Raw genomic sequence first — 25,641 nt, 5'->3', positions numbered from 1 at the left:
GATATCATTACACTTTTTCACAGCCCAAGACAGCCCATTCGCCGCGCCAAGTTCCGGCCGAAAGCCAGACTTCTCGACAAGACCATTCGACAACAAAGCCGAGACACCAAGGCCTGCGCATTTCCTCGACATAGGCAGTCGATCCAGAGTCGCGCCGCCCCGCGCCGAGGACGATGCCCTTAAGACCGACATAAAGATCGACACCAAGTTGACCACCCGAAACAAGCTCAAAAGAAATAAGCATAGCGCACCGCTCCAAAGCTAAAGACAACACCGCCAGTAGTAACAACCGCCGATGCCGAAGTCAACTCAAAATAAACTGGTAAACAACCAAAGACAATCCATCAGACTAGACTATCAGCCACGTCATTCTTTACTTCCTTCGCAGCGCCAGCGCCTGCCTTCACGACACCGACTTTCTGCCCGTCCCTAATCCTCGAAACGGTCTGCCTCGACACGCCAAACGCCTTGGCCGTAGAAGCCACAGATTTACCCGCTGACAGGCTTTCCTTGATGGCCGCTATGTCCATAGCCGAGACGACCGGAGGCCTGCCCACGGCCACGCCAGCCGCTTTAGCGCGCGCCAGCCCGGCGTTCGTCCTCTCAATGATAAGGTCCCGCTCGAACTGTGCCACGGCATTGAGAACCTGCATCGTCAGCAAGCCAGCCGCGCTGGTCAGGTCCATGTCGCCCAAAGCTAGGCACCGAACGCGGATCCCGCGCGCCGCCATCGCCCGGACAGTCGTGGTGACATCGACAGCATCTCGGCCTAGCCGGTCCAGCTTGGTGACAACGACCGTATCGCCATCCTCAAGCCGGTCCAGAAGTTTCGCAAAGCCCGGCCGTTGGCTCATCGGCGTCGATCCTGACACAACCTCCGAAACAACACGGTTCGGCTGGACAACGATCCCGGCGGCAGCGACTTGTTCAATCTGATTATCGGTGACGAGGTCATCCTTCGAGACGCGAGCATAAAGAAAAACACGTGACATGAGGTTCGATCCTTCAAGGACGCCGGGACACCATGTCCCAGCCGTATCGAATAATTAGGACATGCCCTGAATACTGTCAAGCACCTTTTAGGGCACATTGAGACGGCTTCGAACTACCCATGACCGAGACGCCCGTTTTAGGGCAGGGCAGAACGACGACCGCGCAGCGAATGCGGGCATTAGCGCAAGGCAAGGCAAGACAGGGCAGGGCAGGGCAGGCAAGGCCGGACACGCCGGGCCACGGTAAGACAGCGCACCGAGTTGGATGGTCCCCGGCAAGCGAAGCGCGGCCATCCCGCGCGCGATAGCGTGCCTCTTTCCCCGGCAAGCCGAAGGCGCGCCATCCCCGCGCAAAGGCGAAGCCGTCGCGTGTCCATGGTCCCGTGCCGTTCGGCTTTTTTTAAAGACCCCCACCCACCGGCATGGGGGTAAATCGTTTCTGACCACGTAAAGGGTAGTCAGCTCGGAAAAATCCGGCCCAAATCGTGAGGGGCTTGCAACTGCCACGGTGACGTGCTACACCGATCAGGCCGCCGCCAAAGAATAGCCCTTAAGTCTCAGACACTTAGTCAACACGTAATGCTTTCCTGCTCAGGGAGCCAACGCCTTTTTAGGCGGAAGTTCTCCCGAGGATCGACCAGTTCGGTGTTTCGCGTCGTACTCTTTGAGTGACGCTTGTCGGAAATTTTCAAGCCAGGATTTCATAGCGACACGTGCCTCTATCCCAGAGGCAGACGTTCTTCTGCAATGACCTGAACCCGCTCACAAATGAGCCTGGATGGGTTCTGATCGCTCGCTCCGATGTCGAGATAAAAGCGGAAAAGATATTTGCAGGATTAGGCCGCGCGGCGGCGGCTTGGCACCAGGTCTTTGGCAATCCTTATATCCGCAGGCCCGGCTGAAGGCTGTTTGGTCGTGGTTGCCCTGTTTCCATCAGAGTCAACAGGTTCGCGACGTTTCGAATTCCTCGAAGCACGAAAACGACAGGATACACACTCTTCTTCCATGAGTCTGTTGCGACTACGGTTATGAATGCAGCATTCGATCGGGCGACTTCGTGGCGACATAGAGTCCTTATTGTCACAGGACACCGCCGGTATGGGAACCGATTAAAATACATTTGCCTGTCTGGGAGTCTATCGCCGTTTATACATTCGCCGTCAAAATAGGTCTTTGTAGATGAAAAATCTGGCGTGATGATGTCAGACATCAGAGGCGGAACAGGCTTCAGGGGGAGAAGTGGAAAACATTCTGCGAGACTGTTAATGTGTGTTGCTTAGGATCGCATTGCCTCATGGCGGTATCATTTACATACGCCTGTGATCCTTATCATTCTCTCTGAAACGAGAAATGGAGCGTCAATCTGTTTGAATGCTTTCTGATGGCACTATAAAATATATTTTATTTTCAAGTATTTTAATGAAGTCAGATGATGCTTTTCAAAGCGAGAACATTTCGCCGCCACATCGATGGGAGCCACGGACGAGAGCATTTTCCGATAACATTGAATCGCTTCGCGATTCCATTGTTGTGAAAACCTCGCTCTTTTGAGCGGAGCGTTTCAGAATAATCCGCAATGCTCCAGTAGCGCTCCTTTTCGAAGAATTGGTTTCCCCGGTTCGGTTCGACTGCAATCGGTTGCTGTCTTCAGGACTTATTATTGTCCGGGGCAATGGAGCGAGGATCGAGGCGATGTGAAATGGTTATGACAATGCGAAAGCAGGGTGCATGAAACAGCTGGAAGTTTCAAAGGAAACATTAAATTTTATAAACATTTGACGCTTTGTAAAAAAGTGCCATCTGCAAAGCGGTCAGGGAAATATTGAGGCTATTCGGTCGAAAATATCTTGCGGTGCAATGGCTCGATCTATGAAGATTTACGAGAAGGACTGAAACATTGCATGGACGTGCCAATAAATAACGACACGACGAAGGCTCCATGATTCAGAGCGCAAGAAAGACGCTCTGAATCATATACGGAAAGAGTGATACAGACTCAGGCCAGCTTTTTTGGCAAGACGCTGGACCAGTTATATCTGGAACAGAAAAGCTGAGGCGTTCGCCGCAACCTTATTTTTTAAGGCCCCATTTGTTGTCGCGCAGACGGATCTTCCCGGCTCCGCGCAGCCGCTGCAATGCAACGGATACTGTTTGCTTGCCGATTTCACGATCTGCACGCACTGCATTCTCGATTTCCGCCCGCGGCAAGGGGCCATGGGCCTCCAAGATTGCGAGGATCGCTTGCGGTGTGGAGCCTTCCCGCTCTGAGGAGATTTGCCGGCGACGTGATCCTAATGCGGGAGACGGCGCTGGTGTCTCCTGCTCGGCTCTTGGCTGGCGACCACGACGAGGACGCGCCGCAGGTACCTCACCTTCAAGCTCGGCCAGAATGGATTCGGCCTCGCGTAGTTTGGCGATACGCTTTTCAATTGATGCGATTTCGGCGCGGATTTGATCGATGGACTGCAACTTCGGTATCCTGCTGTAAATCTGAGGTCCGTTTATCGGAGCTTATGTGAGAACTCTTCCATTAAGATATTTCGAAAACAACAGTCAATTTATAAAATAGTTGCATCGTTTTATTTGTCTATCCGAGGCCACATTTTCAAGTGCTGCCTATATCGCCAAGACCTGGTATCGCCGAGACCTGGAAACGATAATCGGGCGAGTAACGCGTCCCTCGGTGATATGCGCCAAAACCGCCCCCGAGCTCTTCATTCGTTCGCTGCGTAAGCTGACACAGGAAGAATACCAAAGCGAGCAACATATGCTTGAGTGATTGGTATGCTGTGTGTCCAGACCTTCGCGAAATTGAGCGAATACTCAACTTCTCATCCATCAAGGCTGGACAGAACACTGTGGAACTTTCGGTAACCCCTAGCGTTAAATTAACCGCTGAGGCGTGTTTCAATGTAGGCCAAATAAGTTTGTTGTTCGACCTTTACGTCGATTCGACAGGATAGACGAGAAGGATATACCTTTTCTGTCTCAAATTCCCGATATAAGGAGCTGACAAGATGAGCTTTTTTGGAAATATACTATCGAAAATCTTTGGCACGCAGCAAGTGGGTGCTGAGAGTGCGACTTCGCCCTCTACGGCAGGTTCTGCTGCGGCCAATACACCCACTGGCACTGTCGATGTCGAGGCGGTTTTGGATAAGGCTTTGCAGGACAAACATGAAAAGCTTGATTGGAGACATTCGATTGTCGATCTCTTAAAGCTCCTTGATCTTGACAGTAGCCTGGCGGCCCGCAAGCAATTGGCGGATGAATTGCATTATGAGGGTGATAAAGAAGATTCCGCGCAAATGAACATTTGGCTTCACAAGGAAGTGATGAAGAAGCTCGCGGAGAACGGCGGGCGTGTGCCGGATGATTTGAAGGCTGCTTGATTGCAGAGCGTACAATGGCGTTGTTCCCTCGCTTTCATCTGCCTGAGGCGAGGGAAGGCTGAACGAAGAAAACCTGCATTTAATGGTTTGTTTGGCGGTCCATGTCTTCGGGGGGCTGCAAGGGTCGTCGTGGCCGTACACGGAATGCAATAGACCGCTCTTGAGGTATTTTCGTATATTTGGGGGGAGGTTCGGAGGTGGGTATATCTTGCTCATTGTAACCCAGCGCGGCCGAAGAGATGTAGCCTGGAAGTGCGCGGATCAATTTCGTGGGGCAAAATTCCTAAAGCCAATCTCGCGGAGAATTCTCTCCGAAGAGGAACATCATCGCATTTGGTGTAACCGCTTTGGAAAGCAGAAATTGATCGACGTTCGGGATCATTGACCTGACGCCGATTTCTGGCGAGGGGAAGCGAGGCAAGCGTCTCGTCATGCGTAGTTTCAATGAGCATAAACTCATTAGGACTTTACTTCCCGCGACCGCGGAGCGGCGCCTCTCAAGCCGGACCTTCCTGATCCCCGGCCGGGGATCAGGAAGACTTGGTTATCAGTCCTATGATCTGGTCAATGTGGGCGATGAGATCGCCGATCAAAACAGTCTGATAGCGATCGATTTATGAGATCATTCGAAAAGCCGTCGTCTTATCCGGGGGTAAGTCTGATGGCTTTCACGTCAGACTCGTATAATCCTTTCTCGCGTCACACTAGCGCTGCTTCACCTCGGCCGGAGCGTTGGTGACTGTTTTTGTGTCGTTGCTAGCTTGCAGGGGTGGAGATAGTGGAATGGTGGCTGTTGTGGTTTGGTGTTTAGCGCGGAAAATGGCCCCTTTAGAGCATGCATAAAGCACGCTGTAGGGAGACGCGCTGGCGAGATCCGCCCGATGCATGCAACCTTCTTTGTCGCTTCGCACGAGGTTATCCCACAATTGGGCAGTGAGTGTGGCAAGCCGTGTCTGATCCAAAATACAGGTCTTCAGGCCCGATTCACTGGGTTTCCAGGCGTCGCCACATTGCTTGCCGATGTCGTAATGAGGGAAGCCGGATTTGGCACTTATCGTAGCCGGCATTCCATCGCGGCGGAGGACGGAAGTTCCTTCAACGGCACCAGCGACACCAGGAAAAACAGCAATTATAAGAGCAGCTCTTTTCAACATTATGACATTCCAAGGCAAAGAAATTTATCAATGAAATAGTAACCTATGTGTTTCTCGTCAATATCCTTACGATTTACGTGCTTAATAGAATTAATTAAGTGATATTTATACGAAAAATTTAGATAAATAATAATAAAATTGTAAAAATAAACAACTGTGCGACATATTACCGTAAAATTATTATGTAGATGATTACATCAGAAATCTGATAAAAAGCTCATTTTTGATTGTGTCTGCAACTTTGCACTTTTCATCTGCACATATTTTTCTTTAACAGCTTTGGCTTTTGTGAAGCTGATGTGCTTTCCGGCAAAATGCGCTTCAACGATCCGGGTATGGATAGCATTTATTCCTGAGGCCATTCTTTCTTCTTGATGTATTTGACCTGAACAAACCCTTAACACCACAAGTAGATCCTTTAAGGCAGCCACGCCGTTGCTGGCGACCGACCTCTATGAAATATCTTTGCTTTTCGTGCTCGACTGGGACGATGCAAAATAGAAATGCTCTTTCGCAACTGGTTTTCATGTCCGAGGAATGGCACCTTGACCCGAACATCTCGTTGAAGCGCGCTCGTCAAGCGTCAATGAAGCCTTGGATAATGCGCCTTGGGAGCCAGGAAAAATGGTCGATACATTACAAAAAACTCATTTCTCCCCTAGCGCGGATCCCTATGATCAGGTCGATGTCCGACGGCGGATGAAAGCCATTCTTGTCGGTTCCACCGGAAATCTGATTGAATGGTATGATGTCTATGCCTATTCGGCCTTTGCGCTTTATTTTGCGGGCTCGTTTTTTCCGGTCGCCGATCCAGTAGCTCAGCAGCTGGCGGCGGCTTCGCTTTTTGCCGCTGCCTTTGTCATGCGTCCCATCGGCAGTCTCTTGTTCGGTTATTTCGCGGACCGCTATGGCCGGCGTCTGTCGCTGACTTTCGCAATTCTGTTAATGTGCGTCGGATCACTCCTTATCGCGGTGACTCCGACTTACGATTCGATCGGTATAGCAGCGCCTGTTATGTTGGCATTCGCTCGTATTCTGCAAGGTCTGAGCCAGGGCGGTGAATATGGCACCAGCGCAACTTATCTTGCTGAAGTGTCGCATCCCGCGCGCCGCGGCTTTTATTCTGGTATCTGGTACACGACATTGATTGGCGGGCAACTCGCTGCCATTCTCGTTTTATTGATCTTGCAAAAACTACTGCTGACACCTGACCAGCTTCGTGATTTTGGCTGGCGTATTCCCTTTTTCATCGGTGCCGCGCTCGCGCTTTATTGCTTTTTCATGCGTCGTGACTTGCATGAAACCGATCTGTTTCAGAAATCGCAGGCTGTAGCCACGCGCGTCGGTACCTGGACGGTCTTGCGCCGTAATTGGAAAATGGTTCTTTATGTCATCGGCTTTACTGCAGGTGGGACCTCGGCCTTTTACACCTACACGACCTATATGCAGAAATTCGTGAAATTATCGGTCGGTCTCACGGATGATCAGACGACTTTGATTATCTTCGGATCTCTGGTTTTCGCGGTATCCATTCAGCCGCTCTATGGCGCTTTGTCAGACAAAATCGGTCGCAAGCCGATGCTGTTGGCCTTTGGTATCGCTGGCACTCTTTTGACTTATCCATTGCTGATGACGTTGCGAACTACGACAAGTCCGCTTGTTGCCTTTCTTCTAATCTCTTTGGGCTGGTGTATCATTACGCCTTATACGTCGACTGCTGCAGTCGTGAAGGCTGAACTTTTTCCGACTTCCATCCGCGCCCTTGGGGTTGGTTTCCCCTATGCAATTGCCACAGCATTGTTCGGCGGTACGATCGATAGTGTCGCTCTATTCTTCAAGAACCGTGGGCATGAGGAATGGTTCTTCATTTATGCCACCGCGTGCATTTTCGTTTCGTTGATCTTCTATTGCTTCTTGCCGGACTTGAAGAAAAAGTCGCGTATGGAAAATGCCGTCTAGCGGCGCCGCTTGGGTGAAGCGGAGTGGCGATGAATTGACCCCGCCGCCGAGAGATGATCGAAAAGGGTTGGTGTCGAAGGAGACCTTTCGTCCCGGCCGCGATCCGTTTATGAGAGGGTGAATCCGGCTGGTTCCGCGCGAACCTGTATCTTTCCGCTTCCGATCAAGACATAACGATGCCCGATCTTCTGCTTGAGCTGTTTTCCGAGGAAATTCCTGCCCGCATGCAGGCACAGGCGGCCGAGGAGTTGAAGCGGCTGGTGACCGTGGCCTTGAGCGAACAAGGACTCAGTTTCGAAGGCGCGGCGAGCTTTGCGACGCCCCGCCGGCTTGCGCTTCATGTCGCCGGCCTGCCGCCGCGCCAAAAGGATGTCCGTGAGGAAAAAAAGGGTCCGAAAGTCGGAGCGCCCGAGGCCGCGGTTCAGGGCTTCTTGAAGAGCGCCGGGCTTGCTTCGATCGATCAGGCGAAAATCCAGAGAGATGCCAAGAAAGGCGATTTCTACCTTGCCGTCATCGAACGTGCGGGCCAGCCCACGCTCGATGTCCTTGCTAATCTCTTGCCTTCCGTCATCAGGAGTTTTCCCTGGCCAAAATCCATGCGCTGGGGCAAGGCATCGGTGCGTTCCGACGCCTTGCGGTGGGTGAGACCTCTGCATGCCATTGTGGCGACGTTTGGCCCGGAGACCGAAGAACCCGACATCGTCTCTTTCGACGTCGATGGAATTCAGTCAGGGCAGGTGACCTATGGTCATCGTTTCATGGCGCCCGAGCCAATCAAGGTGCGCCGTTTCGATGATTATCTACCCGCTCTGGAAAAGGCCAAGGTGGTGCTGAGCGCGGAACGGCGCCGCGATATCATCCTTCACGACGCCCGCGATCTCAGCTTCGCGCAAGGTCTGGAACTTATTGAAGACAAGGGTTTGCTTGATGAGGTCGCTGGCCTTGTCGAGTGGCCGGTGGTGCTAATGGCGGAATTTGATCCGCAATTTCTAGAAATACCGCCGGAGGTCATTCGTGCGACGATTCGGGCGAACCAGAAATGCTTCGTATTGCGCGATCCGGTGAGCGGGCACCTTGCCCATAAATTTCTGCTCGTCTCGAATCTCGAAGCCAAGGATGGCGGCGCCGGTATTATCGCCGGCAATGCGCGTGTGGTCCGGGCGCGTCTTTCGGATGCCAAATTTTTTTGGGAAACCGATCTCCAGCTACGCCTCGAGGCGCGGCTGGCGAAGCTCGATACGATCGTCTTCCATGAAAAGCTCGGCACGCAGGGAGAGCGCGTGCAGCGCCTGATCCTGAACGCCCGCGATTTGAGTCCTGTCGTCGGGGCTGATCCATCGGAGGCGGAACGGGCAGCATCACTCGCCAAGGCCGATCTCGTATCGGAAATGGTCGGCGAATTTCCTGAATTGCAAGGGTTGATGGGTCGCTATTACGCGGAGCATCAGGGCGAGAGCGTGAATGTCGCCGCCGCGATCGAGGATCATTATAAGCCGCAAGGCCCCAATGACACTGTGCCAAAGGCGCCGGTCTCCGTGGCCGTTGCGCTCGCAGATAAACTCGATACGCTCGTCGGCTTCTTTGCCATCGATGAGAGACCGAGCGGCAGCAAGGATCCCTTCGCGTTGCGGCGCGCGGCACTCGGTATTATCGCGCTGATTCTCGAGAACAGGCTACGTCTGCCGCTTCGTGAGAGCCTGGGGCATGTCTATGCCCATATGGTGCGCGTAAGCGAGGCCGTACCGGCTTTCAGGTTGCAGACCTTGTGGGAGGACACGGACGCCGATGCGGCTGACCTCGAGAAGCTCATCCGCAGCGGCCTTTGGGCCTGGGAGTTTGGATCTGATCGGGCGCGGGCGGCAAAAGAGGCCCTTGCCCAGATTCTCGATGCGCGGTTTGCCGGTGAAGGCGAGGCGGCGCCGGACGGTGCTAAGTTCTTTGAGAGCCTGCACGCACTTATCAAACCTTACGAGCGGTTGCGCGAAATCTGGCTCGCCGCGGGTCACGCCGATGCCACCGCGCCCGAATTTGCCCTGGCTCGGCAGGTCTTTTTGTCGGAACGGCAGGGTCTCATCGACCAGCTCATGGCCTTTTTCGGTGAGCGGTTGAAAGTGTATCTTCGTGACCGGGGCGCCCGCCACGATCTGATCGATGCCGTTTTCGCTCTGCCGGGCCAGGACGATCTCCTTCTCATCACTGCCCGTGTCGATGCGCTGGGCAATTTCCTCGATACTGAGGAAGGGGCCAATCTTCTGGCAGGCTATCGGCGAGCGGCCAATATTCTGAAAGCGGAAGAGAAGAAGGATGGTGCCGGTGCCTTTGAGGATCCAGCTGATCCTGGCCTGTTCCGCGAGGGGGATGAACGTGCTCTGTGGGAGCGCATTCGCCTGATGCGTGAAGATGCCGAGGCGCATTTGCGTCAGGCGGAGGAGGAAACCGGACGTCGGACCTTTGACGGGGCGAGCCCTTTTGAAAAGGCGATGGAGAGCCTGGCGACATTACGTGGCCCTGTCGACGCTTTCTTCGAGCATGTTACCGTGAATGCGGAGGAACGGGAGATGCGTGTCAACCGCCTCCGCCTGCTCAATGAACTGAGACAGGCGGTGCACAGGATTGCCGATTTTTCGAGAATTGCCGGGTAATCAACACGCGTAGCGTACACGTCGGCCGTGAAGCGTTTCCCAAAAATTCCATGGATATTCCGGAAACTGAATGGCTCTCCGTGGGAAAAAACGAATGATGCAAAGTGTGTCCGTCGGCAATGTGGTGATTGGAAACGGTCGCCCCAGCATCATCGTGCCGATTACAGCGAAAACTGCCGACGAGGTTTTGGCTCTTGCCGCTCGATATGCGCGTGAATCGACGGTCGATCTCATTGAATTGCGCGTTGACCATCTCGATCAGGCGCGCGACGCGCATCATGTGTCAGAACTTACGCGCGCTGCTGCCGCAATCGAGGGGGCGAAACCTCTGATCGTGACCTTCCGCACCAAGGCTGAAGGGGGCATGACCGCACTGGATGGCGTGGATTACGTCGAGTTCTATCGGACCATCCTTGCTGAAGGCCGTCCCGATTTGATCGATGTCGAAGTGGCGCGTGGGGAAGACGTCGTTCTGCCAACCATCGACGCGGCGCGACGTGCCGGTGCTAAAGTTGTCCTGTCACATCATGATTTCGCTGCCACGGCACCGGTTTGGGATCTCATCGCCCGTATGCGGCACATGCAGGATCTGGGTGCGGATATCGTCAAAATAGCGACCATGCCGAAAGACGCTGGTGACGTCCTTAAACTTCTCGAAGCCACCTGGCTCATGTCGACTCGCTATGCGCATTGCCCTTTGATCACCATGGCGATGGCGGGGCCGGGGGTTGTTTCCCGCCTCTCGGGCGAACTTTTCGGCTCGGCCGCGACATTTGCCATGATCGGTGAGGCTTCGGCACCTGGACAGGTCGAACTGGCGAAGTTGAGCCCGGTTCTCGATCTCATTCATGAAGCCTTGAAATAAGCTCCTGCCGCATCGAACTTGCGCCAGATCGTACGGCAGAGAGTGTTGACAAGTGCCTGAGCGGGCGACGGTCAAGGTCTCCTATTTGAACGCATAAAGGGGAAATGCGACGGTCATGAAACCCGCCGTGCCGGTCAGGCGATTGGTCGCGTCGAATTCGCGAAGAACCTTGATCCTGGTCGAGATCTGTGTCTCGGGCAGATCGATCGTGTAGGCAATTGTACCGCCGAATGCGGCGATTTCACCCTTGAACGGGCCGAGGAGAGCCCCGGTTCCGCCATCACCGGTAATCTGCTTGTAATAATAGCCGATAACGCCCGCCGACAGGCCTTTCGCAAGCGTCTGTGTCATCGCCCATTCAAGGTGATATTCCGTTCCCGTACGATAATGGGTGACGGGATTTTCTCCGTTGAAGGTCATGCCCGTCACGATGGAGAGATCGAGTCCGGTCTTGGGATCGAAATAGGTCAGCGCACCGGAAATGTCTCCAGCCCATCGGTGGAAGGCGAGATTGGCGACTTGGCCCGCACGGTAATAGCCGAGGGGTGAATTCATGAGGCCGCTGATATTCCAATGGAAATTACCGCTATGCCAGCCAAGGACTGTGGTTAGGACGGGATCGCCCATCACGAGCGTGCTGTCGCCGAAATCCGCTCGCGTCGGCGTGTTGACCAGCGGACCAGAATATTGCGCGCCAGCACGGATGGCGACGCCGCCCCAGGGAATGATCGCGCCGATGCCGAAGTCCCCACCGAGGATTTGCCAGGGGGTGATCAGGCTCAATGACTGGAAATCAGCGCGGATGGAATCACTAACATTGGCAATGATATGGCCGCCAGTTACAATTTCACGGTTAGCTTGTGTAGATCCGTTGTAAAAATAGAAATCATTTTGAGAATAAATGCCTGGCGGCGGCACAAAACCGGCCATGGCACCGCGGCTGCCGAGAATGTAAAATCCGAACGCATTTTCGGCTGCCCGCGAAAGGCCGCATGTCGCCCCATACATGCAGCAAGTTAAGAGGACGCTCCAGAAAATCCGTATGCTTACACGTACCGTTCCTTGCGCGCATTCTTTCGCCACTTTTACCCCCGTCGCCCTCTATCGATAAGCCCCAGCCTTACCCTGCGCGGGTTGTGTCATATTGTTAAGCGCAGCTTATACATTGTGCATGGATCGGATGTTGAAAGCAACATACGTCACTCGCGTTGCGCGTGCGTTCCACCTCTCCGAAAGAGGGTAAGCTTCATACATGGAGGAGTAAAGCAGGGGGACGGCGGGCGATAGTGGTGCCCATTATCGACGCCGCGTCGCGTGGTTACGCCTGGAGCATTAAGAATTGCGATGGGATGCGATCTCACGCAGAAGCGAGTTTTGGGAGAATGGGCTGCCGGGCTCGTCCCGCTGGCGCTAGCCAGCCTGGTTTTCCTACCAGTTCACCGCGCGGAAACGACCTATTCCGACGGCCGGCCCAATATTTTCGAGAGGTGCGCTGACCTGTAAGGCATAGCGATTCGCTTGATATTGGCTGGGGCGGGAGGACTCGAACCTCCGAATGGCGGAATCAAAATCCGCTGCCTTACCACTTGGCTACGCCCCAATCCCTTGCTTCGGTAAGGAAAGCTCGCGGACCATAATGCGGGTGGTGCTCACCTGCAACCGGCCTTCGCATTTATTTGCAAATTTTCCCTTATCATGTGGATTTCAGGTGGGTTCAACGGAGAAATGTGATGCCATCAGGGAGCATATTCTCCGGTCTCGGCGAAGACCGCGCATTTTGAAAAGGTCCAGTCAGCTTCCCGAGTCGGTTCATCGGGTACGGCGCGTCACCTTGGTTCCGGTGGTGTGGCGATGGGCATGCGGATGAGAAGATAAGGAGGCTGGCGCAGATCCTTGCCATTGTTGAAGCTTGCGAGCCGGTTCCATTGGCCGAGGGTGCAATAGACGTGAGTATCCGTCGTGCAAATCCCGTCCGGCCAGACGATGCGGGGATCACGCGCAAAGATTTCAACGCTGCCGCGAGGGTCTCGCCGTAAGATGGCATTATGCTCGACGGCGGTGATGTAGATCCGATTTTCTCGATCGGTTGCGAGACCGTCCGAGAGCCCTTTTTCCCCCTCGTCGACGACGCCTGCAGCGAGAGCCTCTTCGCCTGCGGAAAAATCGGAGATCAGATCGGTCGCGATACTATAGAGCCGCCGGCTCGTGAGCGGAGCATAATAGAGACGCTTGCTATCAGCGCTGAGTGTCAGCCCGTCCACGCCTCCGGTGGGAAAAGTAGGATGGATGGGATCGTAACGCAGGGCTTTGCCATCGAGAATCGCCAAAAATCCCTGCTGAGGTTGGGTCGACGGATGTTGCGCGAGAACCCGGCGCTGGTTTCCGGTGGCGATATCGACGACGACAAGGGCAGGTTTTATACCGAACGAGGAATCAGAGACATAAGCAATGCCTGCCTCGCCGTGCGTCAGATCGATGCGTAGATCGTTCATGTGACTTTCCGTCAGCATTGTTGGCGGGGTCAGAACGATATTGGCAATGACCTGATTGGTGGAGGGATCGATGCCCACGATTTTGGCGGCTCCCTTGGCGATCGGTTCTCCGGCTATCTTCCCGTCGTCGATCAGCCACAGACGCCCCAGGCTGTCGAGAGTCATGCCATGGACCGATATCAGCCGCTCGGCAGGTTTGCCCTCGGCAAGGGCATTCATGGCCGCATTGGGATAGGCGATAAGCTTTCCGTCGCGAAATTCGGCGAGGGACGCCTTGCTGTGGTTTTCGGCATGGCGCGGAAAGCCAAGAAACACTCTCCCGTCGGGAGTAACGGCGACACCGGAAGGGCCCGGATCGCGAAATTGCGCGACAGTCTCGAACTGACCAAAAGGGATTGAATCGCCCGAAACCGCCGATGCGATGGCACCGGCCGCGTATGCCCCTGACATTGGAAGCAGCATCCCGCTTGCCGAGGTGAAGGAAAGGCTGGTTTGCAGGAAGCGACGCCGGTCTATTGGAATTCCCCGTCGAATCTCTACTCTCTTGGTGTCTTCTCTCTGCATGTCGTCTCTGTGCACCTTCCGGCCGCATCTCGGCCGCATGTTTGATTCACGATGCCGCCGGTATACAGGCGGCGTCGAATCCGCCAATGACAATCATGTCGAATCTGCGTAAGCGAACCCTGCCGGGGATAAACAAGACCGCCAGTCCTTTGGTTACCCGCATTTGCGAGCAGTGTGAACTTGACTGTCAGCGATGAGATGCTTGGCTTTATCGAGAGCTTGAGCATATGGGACCGGTATACGCCTTGCGGCCGGTGGCTGACAAGGATGGCAGGGGAGCTTCTCCAGCCCCTGATCACCAGCTGTCGATGGTTTGACGGATCCTCGTCAGGATTGGTCAGCGGACATGCACTTCCCTTGAGAGCTAAATTGGGGAAATGAGTCCCAGTCCGGGAAATGACACGCGTTGCAATTCGTAATCACAAAGGATTGGGAGCGGGAGTGGCATCTTGGGGCAAGGGTATGAATTCCTGATGATCGAAATCTGGAAGCTTCATCCGTCCCGTCTGCCAATCCGCTTTTGCCTGATCGATGCGCTCTTTCGAAGACGAAACGAAGTTCCAATAGATGAAACGCTCTCCGATCGGTTCACCGCCAAGGCCGAGCACGATTGACGGCTGCTCCGCCGTGATGCGCACCGAAGTATTACGGCCGAAGAGAATCATGTCTCCCGCGCCGAAGCTCTGATCCTCTGTCTGGATACGTCCCGCTGCGACATAGACGGCACGTTCAGAGTATTGATGCGGCAGGTCGATCGTGACATTCTTATCGAGCTGCCAATGGATATAGAACTGGGGCGAAAACACCGCTGTAGGCGCCTTGGCACCGAATGCCTCTCCGGTAATCAGTCTCGCCGTCATGCCCTTCTCCTGCCAGACCGGGAGATCCGTGCCTTCATAATGTTGGAAGAATGGGGAATTTTCCTCATTTTCTTTTGGCAACGCTACCCAGGCCTGAATGCCGTGAACATGATCGCCTTCTTCCTGTCGCGCGCGTTCGAATCGCTCGCTATGTGTCACGCCACATCCGGCGGTCATCCAATTGACTTCTCCCGGATGGATCGGCTGTTGTGAACCGACGCTGTCGCGATGAACGATCTCTCCGGCAAACAGATAGGTCACTGTGGAAAGACCGATATGGGGATGCGGCAGGACATCGACAGAACGGGGCAGGCCGGCAGGCAGATCGACGGGGCCAAGATGATCGAAGAAAATGAAAGGTCCGATCATGCGTCGTTTCGCAAAAGGCAAAAGGCGTCCGACCTCGAAACCGCCAAGACTGCGGCGGCGCTGCGATATCACCATCTCGATCATACGATTCATCCTTTTCGATCCCGGGTGCCTTGATGTCATCCGCACGCAGCCGCAGCGATTAAGATAGCCTGAAAGTGGAGCGCTCTTTTCAGTCCAATTCATTTACAATCCGGGATCGCCGTTGATGCCGATGTATACGACATAGACGAGATTTGGCGTGAGCGTCGCGAGCCCGTAATCACCTCGTAGTGTCACGCGAGACTTTCCGGTGGAGAAGATCACCGATACGAATGGCGACGACAGACTTGATATGCGCATCCGCTGCGAGGGTTCCCGTACCAGCGAGGCCTCTTCATATTCTTTCGGCGCGGGCCAACAATGCCGATCCTGTGGAGGGGTCACCGCGCCGATGGTAATCAATGCTTCCAACACATACGTTTCATAATCTGTACCATCGCATATCTGGGCCTGTCTTGACCCGCATGCGGTGCCCGTTGGGGCATGTGTATCCATGCACCCTTGCGTGCTACGCTATTCAACCTGATGCAGAACCGACAGGACTATCGGGATAGTTCGGACATCCTCCAACGGAGAAGCCTTACTGTAGTGCCGTTATTGAACGAAACCGGCGCGATTTTATCCGACTGTTTCGAGAATCCAGTTGCGCAAGGCGTCTTTTGTATAGGCTCCGATATCCTGCGCAACCATGGCGCCGTCCCGGAATATTTTGAATGTCGGCACCGAATGGATGGCTTCCGTCTCGGCCGTGAGAGGGTTTTCATCGATGTTGAGCTTGGCGATAACGACGAATTCCTTCAATTCGTCCGCCAATTCCTCAAGCAGAGGAGCGACTGCATGGCATGGACCGCACCAATCTGCCCAGAAGTCCACAAAAACAGGAATGCCCGCGTCATAAACAGCGCGGGCGAAGGTATCGTCGGTAAGTTTAAGGCTCGGCATGACTGTCTCTGGCGTCATGCGGCTTACGTGCCATGGCTAACCAGGCACGGGCCGCATACTGGCCGGCGAATTGGATAAAGCATGACTGGAACAGCGCGCTTTACGCCGATGCCTTCATTGGTGCAGCAGATGGGTCTCAGCGGGGCGCGAGTACCATGATCATCTGACGGCCTTCCATGGAAGGCTCAGCTTCGACTTTCGCGAAGGCGCCGGTTTCGGACTTCACGCGTTCGAGCAGGCGGAAACCCAAATCCTGGTGGGCCATCTCACGGCCGCGGAAACGCAGCGTGACCTTGACCTTGTCGCCTTCCTCGAAGAAGCGCTTCACGGCCTTCATCTTGGTATCGTAATCATGTTCATCGATACCGGGACGCAGCTTGATTTCCTTGATCTCGACGATCTTCTGCTTCTTACGGGCCTCTGCGGCTTTCTTCTGTTCGAGAAAGCGGAATTTTCCATAATCGAGAATTTTACAGACTGGCGGATTGGCATTCGGCACGATCTCGACGAGGTCGAGAGAGGCTTCGTCGGCCAGATGCTGGGCTTCGAGAATCGGCACGATGCCGCGATTTTGGCCTTCGGCATCGATCAACTGGATCTCGCGGACACGGATTTCGTGATTGATACGGGGTCCATCCTTCTGTGGGGCAATGGGGGCTTTCATAGGGCGGCGAATGGGTAGAACTCCTTTGTTGTCAAGCGAACCTGTTATCGTGCCAGCCTTGAGCGCACCTTGCGTCTCTGATGCCACGAAAAACGGCCCATTCAGAGATTGGGCCATTATGAAAAGATGTCAATGAAGACTTGACCTCACTAAGAACAAATCACTCCGTGAAAAGTTCAATCCTCATCGCCGCCGAGCAGGGAAGCATAGGCGGCAAGCGTATCCTGGCACATGGTATCGAGCGAAAATCGCGCTTCGACCTGACGGCGTCCCCGCTCGCTCAGGAGCCCGCGCGCCGTGGCGCCAAGCGCGAGAACCTCGGCGATTGTCGAAGCCAGGGCGTGAGAATCGCCCGGCGGTACCAGCCAGCCAGTTCTCTCCGTATCTATCACCTCTGGAGGCGCAAGAATGATTTCGGCGGCGGCTCCAAGCGCCGGCAGGATCATCGGCGTGCCCATGGCCTGTGCGGCAATGGCGAGTGGACCGAATCCTTCCGGCTGCGTCATTGGTGCTACGACGGCGGCACTCGCCAGAAGGGCTGCCGGGAGATCGGCCTCCGTCGTCGCCCGCCGCATGATGCGGGAAAGACCGGCGGTCGCGATCCGGCGTTCGAATTCCTTGGCTGCCTGCATATCCGTTGGCAGGGCGAAACGCGGACGCTCGGGCTCATGCCGCGTGGCGGGGCCTAAGTGATGGCCGAGCACTGGCGTCGCATTACCGGCGAGGATGAAAATAGCGTCCTTGAGGCCTTGATCGTGGAGCATGCGCGCCGCTTCGATGAAAGTCGGCTGGCCAGACTGTCGGCGATGGCTGCCCGCGATCGCATTTTTACCGTTGATCTCGGCAAAAGGATCGGTGAACAGCACGATCCGTTGATCGGGCGCGATACCCCAATTTTCCCTCAGCGCCTGTACCCGGCTGGGTTCGACGTGCTGCGGGGCGAAGATCTGGAAATCGATTCCGGCGGGGATGACCTTGATGCGCCGGCGCGCATGCGGATACCGGGCCTCGATTAATCTGGCGGTATAGTGAGAATGAGCGATGATGCAATCGCCACGCGCCATGATCGAATTATAACGCTGCTGCAGACCGGTTTCTTCAATATAGCCACTGTGGAAAGTGGTCACCAAGGGTGTCTTCGTCCGGCGCGCCGCGCCATAGGCGACCCAGGCTGCGGCGCGCGAATGCGCATGGATGATATCGACATTTTCCTGCTCGATCAGCCGCGCGAGGCGGCGCACATTGAGCAGCATCGCCAATGGTTCCCGCGAGGCGGCGGGGAAGGGCATCCATAGGCCGCCCATCGCCTGCAGGGCGCTCACCAGACGTCCTCCCTCGCTGGCGACAAGTGCCTTGCCGCCCACTGCGGCAATGGCCGCCGCGGCCTCGATCGCAATATGGCCGGCATCGCCTCCATCGAGGCTTGGAACGATTTGCAGCACCGTCCTGTGGCTCAGGGGGTGCGTGGAGCGATCGAGCAGGGGTGGGGACAGGAGCTGGCGCATCAGGCCCCGGGCGCAAACGTCATGTGGCTGGTCCGTAGACGGCAATCATCGAAACGAGAGAAGGTAGAACAGGATGCATCTATAGGGAATCGCGCGGCAATGACATAGGTTTGATGAGTGTTTTCCGGAGGCTGTGGCTTTCAGGGAAGTTTATTGGAAAATGAGGCGATTCGAGACGGCTTCATCTGTCGCCGTGCTTGCTTGGCTGTTACCCGCCGAGGTTTGGCAGATTCGCTCATTGGCGAACTTGCTGCGCAAAGGGATCGATCGTCTTTCTCACGAGTCATGATGAAGGCTATCGGAGGATGGGGCGAGGAAGGCTCTCGACAAGTTATTTTGTCTCCGGTAAAGATCAGGTTTCAACTCAAAACAGCGTGCCGAAACGCTCGCCTGCCGGAATCGGGCCGGATCCTTCCGTTCCCTTTTCAGGCCTCGCTCAGGCGAAACGGCTCAAAAGGTCAAAGACATGAACATTATCGAAACTTTGGAAGCGGAACAGGCCGCCAAGCTTCTGGCCAATCGCGCAATTCCGGACTTCCAGCCTGGCGATACCTTGGTCGTCAATGTGAAGGTCAAGGAAGGCGAGCGCACGCGCGTCCAGGCCTATGAAGGTGTTTGCATCGCCCGTAATGGCGGCGGCATCAACGAGAGCTTCACGGTCCGCAAGATTTCCTACGGCGAAGGCGTCGAGCGCGTTTTCCCGATTTTTTCGCCGAACATCGATTCCATCAAGGTTGTCCGTCGCGGTAAGGTGCGCCGCGCCAAGCTCTATTATCTGCGTGATCGCCGCGGCAAGGCCGCCCGTATCGCCGAGCGCATGGAGACGCCGGCTGCAAAGGCTGCGCGCGAGGCCGCCAAGAAAGAGGCCAAGGCCGCTGCAAAAGCCAAGAAAGCAGCTGCTGCTCCCGCGGAATAAGAATCGGACCGGCGTGATGAGGTCATCGCGCCGTTCGAATAGGGTCGGATAGTTTTTCACTGTCCGACTTTACGCGAAGAGATTCTTTTCGGGGTTGGCGGATCGCGTTGCGATCTCATTGAAACGTAAAGGCTCTTGCCTGAGACACGGAGTGAGATGGCTCTCCACTCCTGTCCTGCCAGTTTCCTCAAAGGCTTGAGGGTCCGTGGCCCGCTGGCACGAAGCTTGATCCCACTGATCCCATAAGCGGAACAGAGCCATGAATGCGGGTGATAAAAGCGAGCGTGATGAGGCGGATGAGGAGAATACTCCTCTCGAATGGGACGATGGACTTGCTGCCGAGCTCATCGGCAAATATGTGATCGCCGGTTTCGTGCACCTCGAACGTGACGGAATTTCCGTCCGTGAAAAAGTTCAGGTTCACGGCGTCATTCTCGATGCAAATCGTGAAGAAGGCTTTCAGCTCGCCCTGCGTGGTGAGGGCGAAGGGCAAACGATGCTTTTGCCCGCAAATACCAATGCTTTCGTCAAGGCGAAGCCCGGACGTTACCGTCTCAAAGGATCAAACGAAAGAGTCATAAACCCGGATTATATCGGGTTGTGGACCATCAAGACGCCGGTTTTGCATTGAGCAAACCGAGCGAGCCGCCCGATGCTGGCGCGGCCCGGTTGATCTCTTCCCTTGATTGCTCAGAAAAGCGGCGCATTTAAAATCCAGCGGTGACCGAAGGGATCGCGCAGGGTCGCGACCCGCGTGCCCCAGAAGGAATTCATTGGGTGAACCTCGCCCTTGGCACCCAGGCTTGTAGCCTTGGCGAAGGTTTCATCGACGAGTTTGGTCGTCGGATATTCCAGGCTGATCGAACACGTCGCCGGTTCTCCCGGTATTGGCATGCGCGTATTGCCAAATTCCGGGAAGGCATCGGACAGCATGATGGAGCCGCCGTTGATCCCGAGTTCGCAATGCAGAATGCGAACGCCGTCAAGCGCAGGCATGAGCGCCTTCTGCTGTGCGCCGAAGACCGAGATATAATAGGCGATGGCGGCCATCGCAGGGGTAACGGTCAGATAGGGTGCGACCGGCGGGCGTTGGCTCATGGGTTTTCCTCGGGCGACAGAATCGATTTTGTGAGGGAGTCGGCCGCGAGGTTTGGCCGAAAGAGTGATTCCCACTTTTTGAACCTTGTTCTACAGCATTTCCCTCCGGTCCCCTCATCGAAATTCGTTATTGGCAGAAGATTATTGTCGCGTCGCGCGTTCGATGACGATAGGAGAACGGATGTAAACAAGGCCGCCTAAACCTGCCCGCGGCATTGGCCGGCGGCAATAGGCTGAAAGTGCGATATCCGCATCGTGCAACCTGGCCCGTTCGGCCGGGTTGGGATGCGGGTCTGGATGCAAGACCTGGATTCAAAGTCTGGATTCAAGGCATTGTCCCGGGTACCGTTTTCGTGAGGTATTCCGGACAGATGGCGACGGCAGAGCTTGTGCTGCTGACGCCTAAATCTTAGACAGCATCGACCGCGCGTTGGTAAACACGTCGATCATGGTTCTGGCCATGCTCTGGCTGTTCAGGCGATGTCGATCATGACGCGAAATGACGAGGACTGACAGAACAGCCATGGCGCAACCGCGTACCCTCTACGACAAAATCTGGGACGACCATGTCATCGAGACTCAGGCCGACGGCACGAGCCTCCTCTATATCGATCGCCATCTCGTGCATGAGGTGACGAGCCCGCAGGCTTTTGAAGGCCTGCGCATGGCGGGCCGCAAGATTCGGGCGCCACAGAAGACATTGGCGGTCGTCGACCACAATGTTCCGACAACCGATCGGAGCCAGGGTATCGAAGATCCCGAAAGCCGGCTTCAGGTCGCTCAGCTGGCGGCCAATGCCGCCGAATTCGGCATCGAATATTACGATGCACTCGATCATCGTCAGGGTGTCGTTCATATCATTGGGCCGGAGCAGGGTTTCACCTTGCCGGGCACGACGATCGTCTGCGGTGACAGCCATACATCGACCCATGGCGCCTTTGGCGCGCTGGCGCATGGCATTGGAACCTCCGAGGTCGAGCATGTGCTGGCAACCCAGACCCTGATCCAGGCCAAGGCCAAGAACATGCGGATCGTGGTCGACGGGGTGCTCCCTGATCACGTCAGCGCGAAAGATCTCATCCTTGCAATTATCGGCGAAATTGGCACGGCCGGTGGCACCGGCCATGTCATCGAATATGCTGGCGAAGCCATTCGCGCCCTTTCGATGGAAGGCCGCATGACGGTCTGTAACATGACCATCGAGGGTGGTGCCCGTGCCGGCATGATCGCGCCGGATGAAAAAACCTACGCTTATCTGAAGGACCGTCCGAAGGCGCCGAAGGGTGCTGCCTGGGATGCGGCGCTTGCTTATTGGCAGACTCTCTCCTCCGATGAAGGCGCTGTTTTCGATAGGGAAATTCGCCTTGATGCGGCCAATCTGCCGCCTACCGTGACCTGGGGCACGAGCCCCGAGGATGTCGTCGCCATCACCGGATTGGTCCCGTCGCCGGAAGACGCGACGAGCGAGGCGAAAAAGGCATCGATCGCCCGGGCTCTTGACTATATGGGGCTCAAGGGTGGCGAGAAGCTCACCTCGATTGCGATCGATCGCGTTTTCATCGGGTCCTGCACCAATGGCCGGATCGAGGATCTGCGTGCTGCTGCGCAGATCGTTCAGGGCAAACATATCGCTGCTTCGGTCAACGGCCTCGTGGTTCCGGGATCCGGACTCGTCAAGGAGCAGGCCGAAGCTGAAGGGCTCGACGTCATCTTCAAGGCGGCTGGTTTCGAATGGCGGGAGCCCGGTTGCTCGATGTGTCTTGCTATGAATCCCGACAAGCTCTCGCCGGGTGAACGTTGCGCCTCGACCTCGAACCGCAATTTCGAAGGCCGGCAAGGCTTCAAGGGACGCACACATCTCGTATCGCCGGCCATGGCGGCGGCAGCCGGTATCGCTGGCCATTTCGTCGATATTCGTGATTGGCATTGAAGTCAGAAAGAGGGCCCGCGAGATGATCTCGCGGGCTGAACACGCGCTGGCTCTTCACGTTTCCGATCTCCATCTTCCATGACCTTTGCTCCGCGTGACAATGTCATTTCCATGGAAATGATTTCCATTCTGACAGAGCGTCAATGCGTTGTTCTCATCGAGAATTGATGTCATCTCGGTGTGGGAAACAAGCGGAGACACGACTATTGGGTTGAATGATCGGGCCGGAAATGAGAGCATCCGAAGGGGAGAGCCTGTGATTCCGGCTGCTCCCCTATTTCTTTTGGAAGCTTCAACCAATTGCGTCTGAAAAGCGTTGCTCTCTTAAAAACGGGAGGACAACGATTTGGGTGTAGCGGGAAAATTTCGTTTGGCCGTTGATGATGGCGTGATTGATCCCAAAGCGTGGCAGAAATTCGGCATCGCTTCGGTGACCGTCAACGGCAAACGAGTCGATGTTCATGAGCATGTTCTCTGCCGATGGCCCTTCGCGGACCTTCGTTTGTTTTCCCGTGAACGGACCGGTTTTGAAACGAATACCAGACCATTTCTCGTTGTACCGCCGCTTGCGGGTGGCTTTCCGATTCTCCTGCGCGATCTCGTCGTCGCCCTTCTGACGGAGAACCCGGCGGTCGCCGTCGCCGATTGGTTTGACGTCCGCTATATTCCGAAAACATTTGGCCGTTTCGGTTTCGATACGTCGATTTCCTATATTACCGATATGATTCGGCTGCTCGGGACAGATTTGCATTTGCTCGGCGTCTGCCAGGCCGTCGTCCCCACCTTGGCTGCCACGGCTTATCTCGCTGCCCGCGAGCCTGAAGCCGCGCCGCAATCATTGATTTTGATGGGCGGTCCCGTCGATCCTTTGCGCAATCCAACCGGTGTCGTTCGCAATTTGCGGGGGCATACATTGGATTGGCTGCGTTCCAATACAATTATCCCGGTGCCGACTGGTTTCCCCGGCCGGGGACGACTCGTCTATCCGAAAACATTGCAGATCGCGACGCTCACCGCTTATGTGACGCGTCATTGTCTCGAAGGGAGAGAACTTTATTGGAAACTTGTTGCCGATGACGGCGTCGATCCCGTGCATTTTCCATTCGTGACGCTTGCCTACACACTGATGGATTTGCCGGCGGAACATTTTCTGGAGAATATTCGCTGCGTTTTCCAGGACCGCGATCTCGTCACTGGGAAATTTATTTTTGCCAATACGAAGATTGATCCTCTCGCAATCAGGAAGACGGCCTTGATGACGGTGGAGGGCGAGCGTGATGATATCGCCGCGCCGGGCCAGACCAAAGCCGCGCATGACCTTTGCGGATCGATTCCAAAAGACAAGCAGCGTCATCTGCTGGTCGATGGATGCGGCCATTTCTCATTATTCCATGGGCATATTTGCCGCACCCAGATCGTGCCGGAAATCATGGGATTTCTCAATCATGAAGCACGAACTTGAGCTCACGCGTCTGGCGCAGGCCAAAGAGATAGAGCCATTTGAACAGACAACCAGGGCAATCGATCAGGCTTTTCACGGGCTGGTCGCGCGTTTCAGCAATGTCCTGTCACCTATGGTGTTTGGTGCGGCTTTCATGGATTGGGGCATGCATCTCGCGCTGTCGCCGGGAAAGCAGATGCAGCTCGCCATGGATCAGATGACGCAGGCGACGCGTCTAATGGCGATCATGGCGGAGGCCTTCACCGGCGAGTCTTCGGGACAGGCGATCAAGCCTTTGTCCGGCGACAACCGGTTCTCGGAGCCGGAATGGCGGCAATGGCCGTTTTATCTTTTCTGGCAGGCGTTTCTCCTGCAGCAGGAATGGTGGCTGAAAGCCACGACCGATGTCGAAGGCGTGACGCAAAAGCATGAGAATGTCGTCGCCTTTGGCACGCGGCAGATGCTTGATGTCTGGGCGCCGTCCAATTTCATCACCACCAATCCCGCGGTCGGGCGACGGACGCGAGAATGTCATGGCATCAACCTGTTAAAGGGATATAGTCATCTTCTTGATGATCTCTATCGCTGGCAGATGCGCGAACGTCCGGATGGAGCGGAGGAGTTTCAGGTCGGTCGTGATGTCGGCGTGACGCCGGGCAAGGTCGTGTTCCGTAACCGGCTCATGGAGCTGATTCTTTATTCTCCGACGACGGAGCAGGTGAAGGACGAGCCGATCCTGTTCGTTCCCGCCTGGATCATGAAATATTACATTCTCGATCTGTCGGCGTCGAATTCGCTCGTCCGCTATCTCGTCGAACAGGGATTTTCCGTCTTCATGATCTCCTGGCACAATCCTACCAAGGCCGATGCGGGGTTGGGGCTTGAGGATTATCGCCGGCTCGGTGTCATGGCTGCGATCGATACGATTTCATCCATGCTGCCCGGACGCAAAATCCATGCGGCGGGATATTGCCTCGGCGGGACATTGCTCGCAATCGCGGCGGCGACCATGGCCCGCGCCGGTCAGGAAATCCTTAAATCGATGACAATGATCGCTGCCCAGGTGGATTTCCGCGAAGGCGGGGAACTGACCCTGTTCATCGATGAAAGCCAGCTGAAGTTTCTCGAGGATTTGATGCGCGAGCAGGGCTTCCTCGATGGGCGGCAGATGGCCGGCGCCTTCCAGCTCCTGCGCTCGAACGACCTTGTGTGGTCGCGTATGGTCCATGATTATCTCATGGGTAAACGCCACAGGATGACGGATCTGATCGCCTGGAACAGCGACACGACGCGTATGCCCTACAAGATGCATTCGGAATATTTACGCAAGCTTTTTCTCGACAATGATCTTGCCGAAGGACGTTTCGAAACTGACGGGCAGCCGATCGCGCTGAATGACATTCATGTGCCGATCTTCGCGATCGGCACGGAGCGAGATCATATCGCACCCTGGAAATCGGTGTTTAAAATACACCTGCTTGCGAGAACAGATGTCACTTTCCTTTTGACATCGAGCGGCCACAATGCGGGCATTGTCTCAGAGATCGGTCATCCCGGCCGGCATTATCGCGTTCGCACCAAGGCATTGAGGGATCTCTTCATCAATAGCGAACGGTGGTTGGCGACTACGAAAAAACAGCAGGGATCATGGTGGCCGGAATGGGTCCATTGGCTCGATGAACATTCGAGCGGAGAAAGCCCCCCCTTGCGGACCGATACTTTGCCTGGCGGCAATACGCTGGGCAATGCGCCCGGCATTTATGTTCTGGAAGCCTGATCTATCTTGTTCTGAAATTCATGGATCACGAGCTGTC

General features: G+C 55.3%; 22 protein-coding genes and 1 tRNA gene. 9 read left to right on the top strand and 14 right to left on the bottom strand.

Annotated features, from left to right (window positions below):
* Positions 1-7: 7 nt before the first annotated feature.
* The 3 genes from DL88_RS12455 to DL88_RS12440 all read right to left on the bottom strand — a co-directional run bounded on the left by DL88_RS12455 (position 8) and on the right by DL88_RS12440 (position 3,461).
* Positions 8-244: a hypothetical protein gene (locus DL88_RS12455; protein ID WP_034996488.1), complete on the bottom strand. Its 237-nt coding sequence runs from the start codon at positions 242-244 to the stop codon at positions 8-10.
* 100 nt (positions 245-344) lie between these two features.
* Complete coding sequence (locus DL88_RS12450) at positions 345-992, bottom strand: recombinase family protein (protein ID WP_084705158.1); 648 nt, start codon at positions 990-992, stop codon at positions 345-347.
* A gap of 2,070 nt (positions 993-3,062) precedes the next feature.
* Positions 3,063-3,461, bottom strand: a complete 399-nt coding sequence (locus DL88_RS12440) for a hypothetical protein (protein ID WP_034996486.1) — start codon at positions 3,459-3,461, stop codon at positions 3,063-3,065.
* Positions 3,462-4,009: 548 nt separating this feature from the next.
* Here DL88_RS12440 and DL88_RS12435 point away from each other — a divergent pair.
* Positions 4,010-4,384, top strand: coding sequence for a DUF3597 domain-containing protein (locus DL88_RS12435; protein ID WP_034996484.1), 375 nt, complete (start codon positions 4,010-4,012; stop codon positions 4,382-4,384).
* A 704-nt stretch (positions 4,385-5,088) separates the two neighbouring features.
* Here the strand turns inward: DL88_RS12435 and DL88_RS12425 are convergent.
* The gene (locus DL88_RS12425; protein ID WP_034996482.1) at positions 5,089-5,538 is read right to left on the bottom strand and encodes a hypothetical protein; all 450 of its coding nucleotides are present in this window, start codon (positions 5,536-5,538) and stop codon (positions 5,089-5,091) included.
* Positions 5,539-5,735: 197 nt separating this feature from the next.
* Positions 5,736-5,969 carry a hypothetical protein gene (locus DL88_RS20355; RefSeq protein ID WP_156971080.1) on the bottom strand — a complete coding sequence of 78 codons (234 nt, stop codon included), beginning with the start codon at positions 5,967-5,969 and terminating at the stop codon, positions 5,736-5,738.
* Between the two features lie 193 nt (positions 5,970-6,162).
* Here DL88_RS20355 and DL88_RS12420 point away from each other — a divergent pair, with 193 nt between their 5' ends.
* The 3 genes from DL88_RS12420 (at position 6,163) to aroD (ending at position 11,004) form a co-directional block, all read left to right on the top strand.
* A complete protein-coding gene (locus DL88_RS12420) occupies positions 6,163-7,497 on the top strand; it encodes an MFS transporter (protein ID WP_034996481.1) in 1,335 nt (444 codons plus the stop codon).
* A gap of 176 nt (positions 7,498-7,673) precedes the next feature.
* Positions 7,674-10,139 (top strand): glycine--tRNA ligase subunit beta, encoded by a 2,466-nt coding sequence (gene glyS / locus DL88_RS12415; RefSeq protein WP_034996480.1) that lies wholly within the window; start codon positions 7,674-7,676, stop codon positions 10,137-10,139.
* Positions 10,140-10,233: 94 nt separating this feature from the next.
* The gene (gene aroD / locus DL88_RS12410; protein ID WP_245270822.1) at positions 10,234-11,004 is read left to right on the top strand and encodes a type I 3-dehydroquinate dehydratase; all 771 of its coding nucleotides are present in this window, start codon (positions 10,234-10,236) and stop codon (positions 11,002-11,004) included.
* An 81-nt stretch (positions 11,005-11,085) separates the two neighbouring features.
* Here aroD and DL88_RS12405 read toward each other — a convergent pair whose 3' ends face one another.
* The 8 genes from DL88_RS12405 to DL88_RS12370 form a co-directional block, all read right to left on the bottom strand.
* Entirely contained in the window at positions 11,086-11,934 is an 849-nt protein-coding gene (locus tag DL88_RS12405) for a SphA family protein (RefSeq protein WP_169741572.1), read from the bottom strand.
* 595 nt (positions 11,935-12,529) lie between these two features.
* A tRNA-Gln gene (locus DL88_RS12400) sits at positions 12,530-12,604 on the bottom strand.
* Positions 12,605-12,830: 226 nt separating this feature from the next.
* Entirely contained in the window at positions 12,831-13,946 is a 1,116-nt protein-coding gene (locus DL88_RS12395) for an L-dopachrome tautomerase-related protein (protein WP_245270821.1), read from the bottom strand.
* A 533-nt stretch (positions 13,947-14,479) separates the two neighbouring features.
* Positions 14,480-15,382, bottom strand: a complete 903-nt coding sequence (locus DL88_RS12390; RefSeq protein ID WP_245270820.1) for a pirin family protein — start codon at positions 15,380-15,382, stop codon at positions 14,480-14,482.
* Positions 15,383-15,475: 93 nt separating this feature from the next.
* A complete protein-coding gene (locus DL88_RS20680) occupies positions 15,476-15,742 on the bottom strand; it encodes a hypothetical protein (RefSeq protein WP_034996474.1) in 267 nt (88 codons plus the stop codon).
* A 207-nt stretch (positions 15,743-15,949) separates the two neighbouring features.
* Positions 15,950-16,273: a thioredoxin gene (gene trxA / locus DL88_RS12380; protein WP_034996472.1), complete on the bottom strand. Its 324-nt coding sequence runs from the start codon at positions 16,271-16,273 to the stop codon at positions 15,950-15,952.
* Positions 16,274-16,409: 136 nt separating this feature from the next.
* Positions 16,410-16,937 (bottom strand): translation initiation factor IF-3, encoded by a 528-nt coding sequence (gene infC / locus DL88_RS12375; RefSeq protein WP_034996471.1) that lies wholly within the window; start codon positions 16,935-16,937, stop codon positions 16,410-16,412.
* A gap of 176 nt (positions 16,938-17,113) precedes the next feature.
* A complete protein-coding gene (locus DL88_RS12370; protein WP_084705156.1) occupies positions 17,114-18,442 on the bottom strand; it encodes a glycosyltransferase in 1,329 nt (442 codons plus the stop codon).
* 466 nt (positions 18,443-18,908) lie between these two features.
* Here DL88_RS12370 and rplS point away from each other — a divergent pair, with 466 nt between their 5' ends.
* Together rplS and DL88_RS12360 are read left to right on the top strand one after the other, a co-directional pair.
* A complete protein-coding gene (rplS, locus tag DL88_RS12365; RefSeq protein ID WP_034996470.1) occupies positions 18,909-19,358 on the top strand; it encodes a 50S ribosomal protein L19 in 450 nt (149 codons plus the stop codon).
* Positions 19,359-19,617: 259 nt separating this feature from the next.
* Complete coding sequence (locus DL88_RS12360) at positions 19,618-19,989, top strand: hypothetical protein (RefSeq protein ID WP_034996468.1); 372 nt, start codon at positions 19,618-19,620, stop codon at positions 19,987-19,989.
* A gap of 59 nt (positions 19,990-20,048) precedes the next feature.
* Here DL88_RS12360 and DL88_RS12355 read toward each other — a convergent pair whose 3' ends face one another.
* Entirely contained in the window at positions 20,049-20,456 is a 408-nt protein-coding gene (locus DL88_RS12355; RefSeq protein WP_034996466.1) for a VOC family protein, read from the bottom strand.
* 523 nt (positions 20,457-20,979) lie between these two features.
* Between DL88_RS12355 and leuC the strand changes: the two genes are divergently transcribed.
* The 3 genes from leuC (at position 20,980) to DL88_RS12340 (ending at position 25,604) form a co-directional block, all read left to right on the top strand.
* Positions 20,980-22,386, top strand: a complete 1,407-nt coding sequence (gene leuC / locus DL88_RS12350) for a 3-isopropylmalate dehydratase large subunit (RefSeq protein ID WP_034996465.1) — start codon at positions 20,980-20,982, stop codon at positions 22,384-22,386.
* 370 nt (positions 22,387-22,756) lie between these two features.
* Positions 22,757-23,848 (top strand): polyhydroxyalkanoate depolymerase, encoded by a 1,092-nt coding sequence (gene phaZ / locus DL88_RS12345; RefSeq protein WP_051955940.1) that lies wholly within the window; start codon positions 22,757-22,759, stop codon positions 23,846-23,848.
* On the top strand, positions 23,832-25,604 hold the full coding sequence (locus DL88_RS12340) for a PHA/PHB synthase family protein (RefSeq protein WP_034996463.1): 1,773 nt from the start codon (positions 23,832-23,834) through the stop codon (positions 25,602-25,604). Before phaZ ends, DL88_RS12340 begins: the two co-directional genes overlap by 17 nt.
* Positions 25,605-25,641: the final 37 nt, after the last annotated feature.

Source organism: Beijerinckia mobilis, assembly GCF_000745425.1.
Taxonomy (GTDB): domain Bacteria; phylum Pseudomonadota; class Alphaproteobacteria; order Rhizobiales; family Beijerinckiaceae; genus Beijerinckia; species Beijerinckia mobilis.
This window is presented reverse-complemented; position numbering and strand designations above follow the sequence as displayed.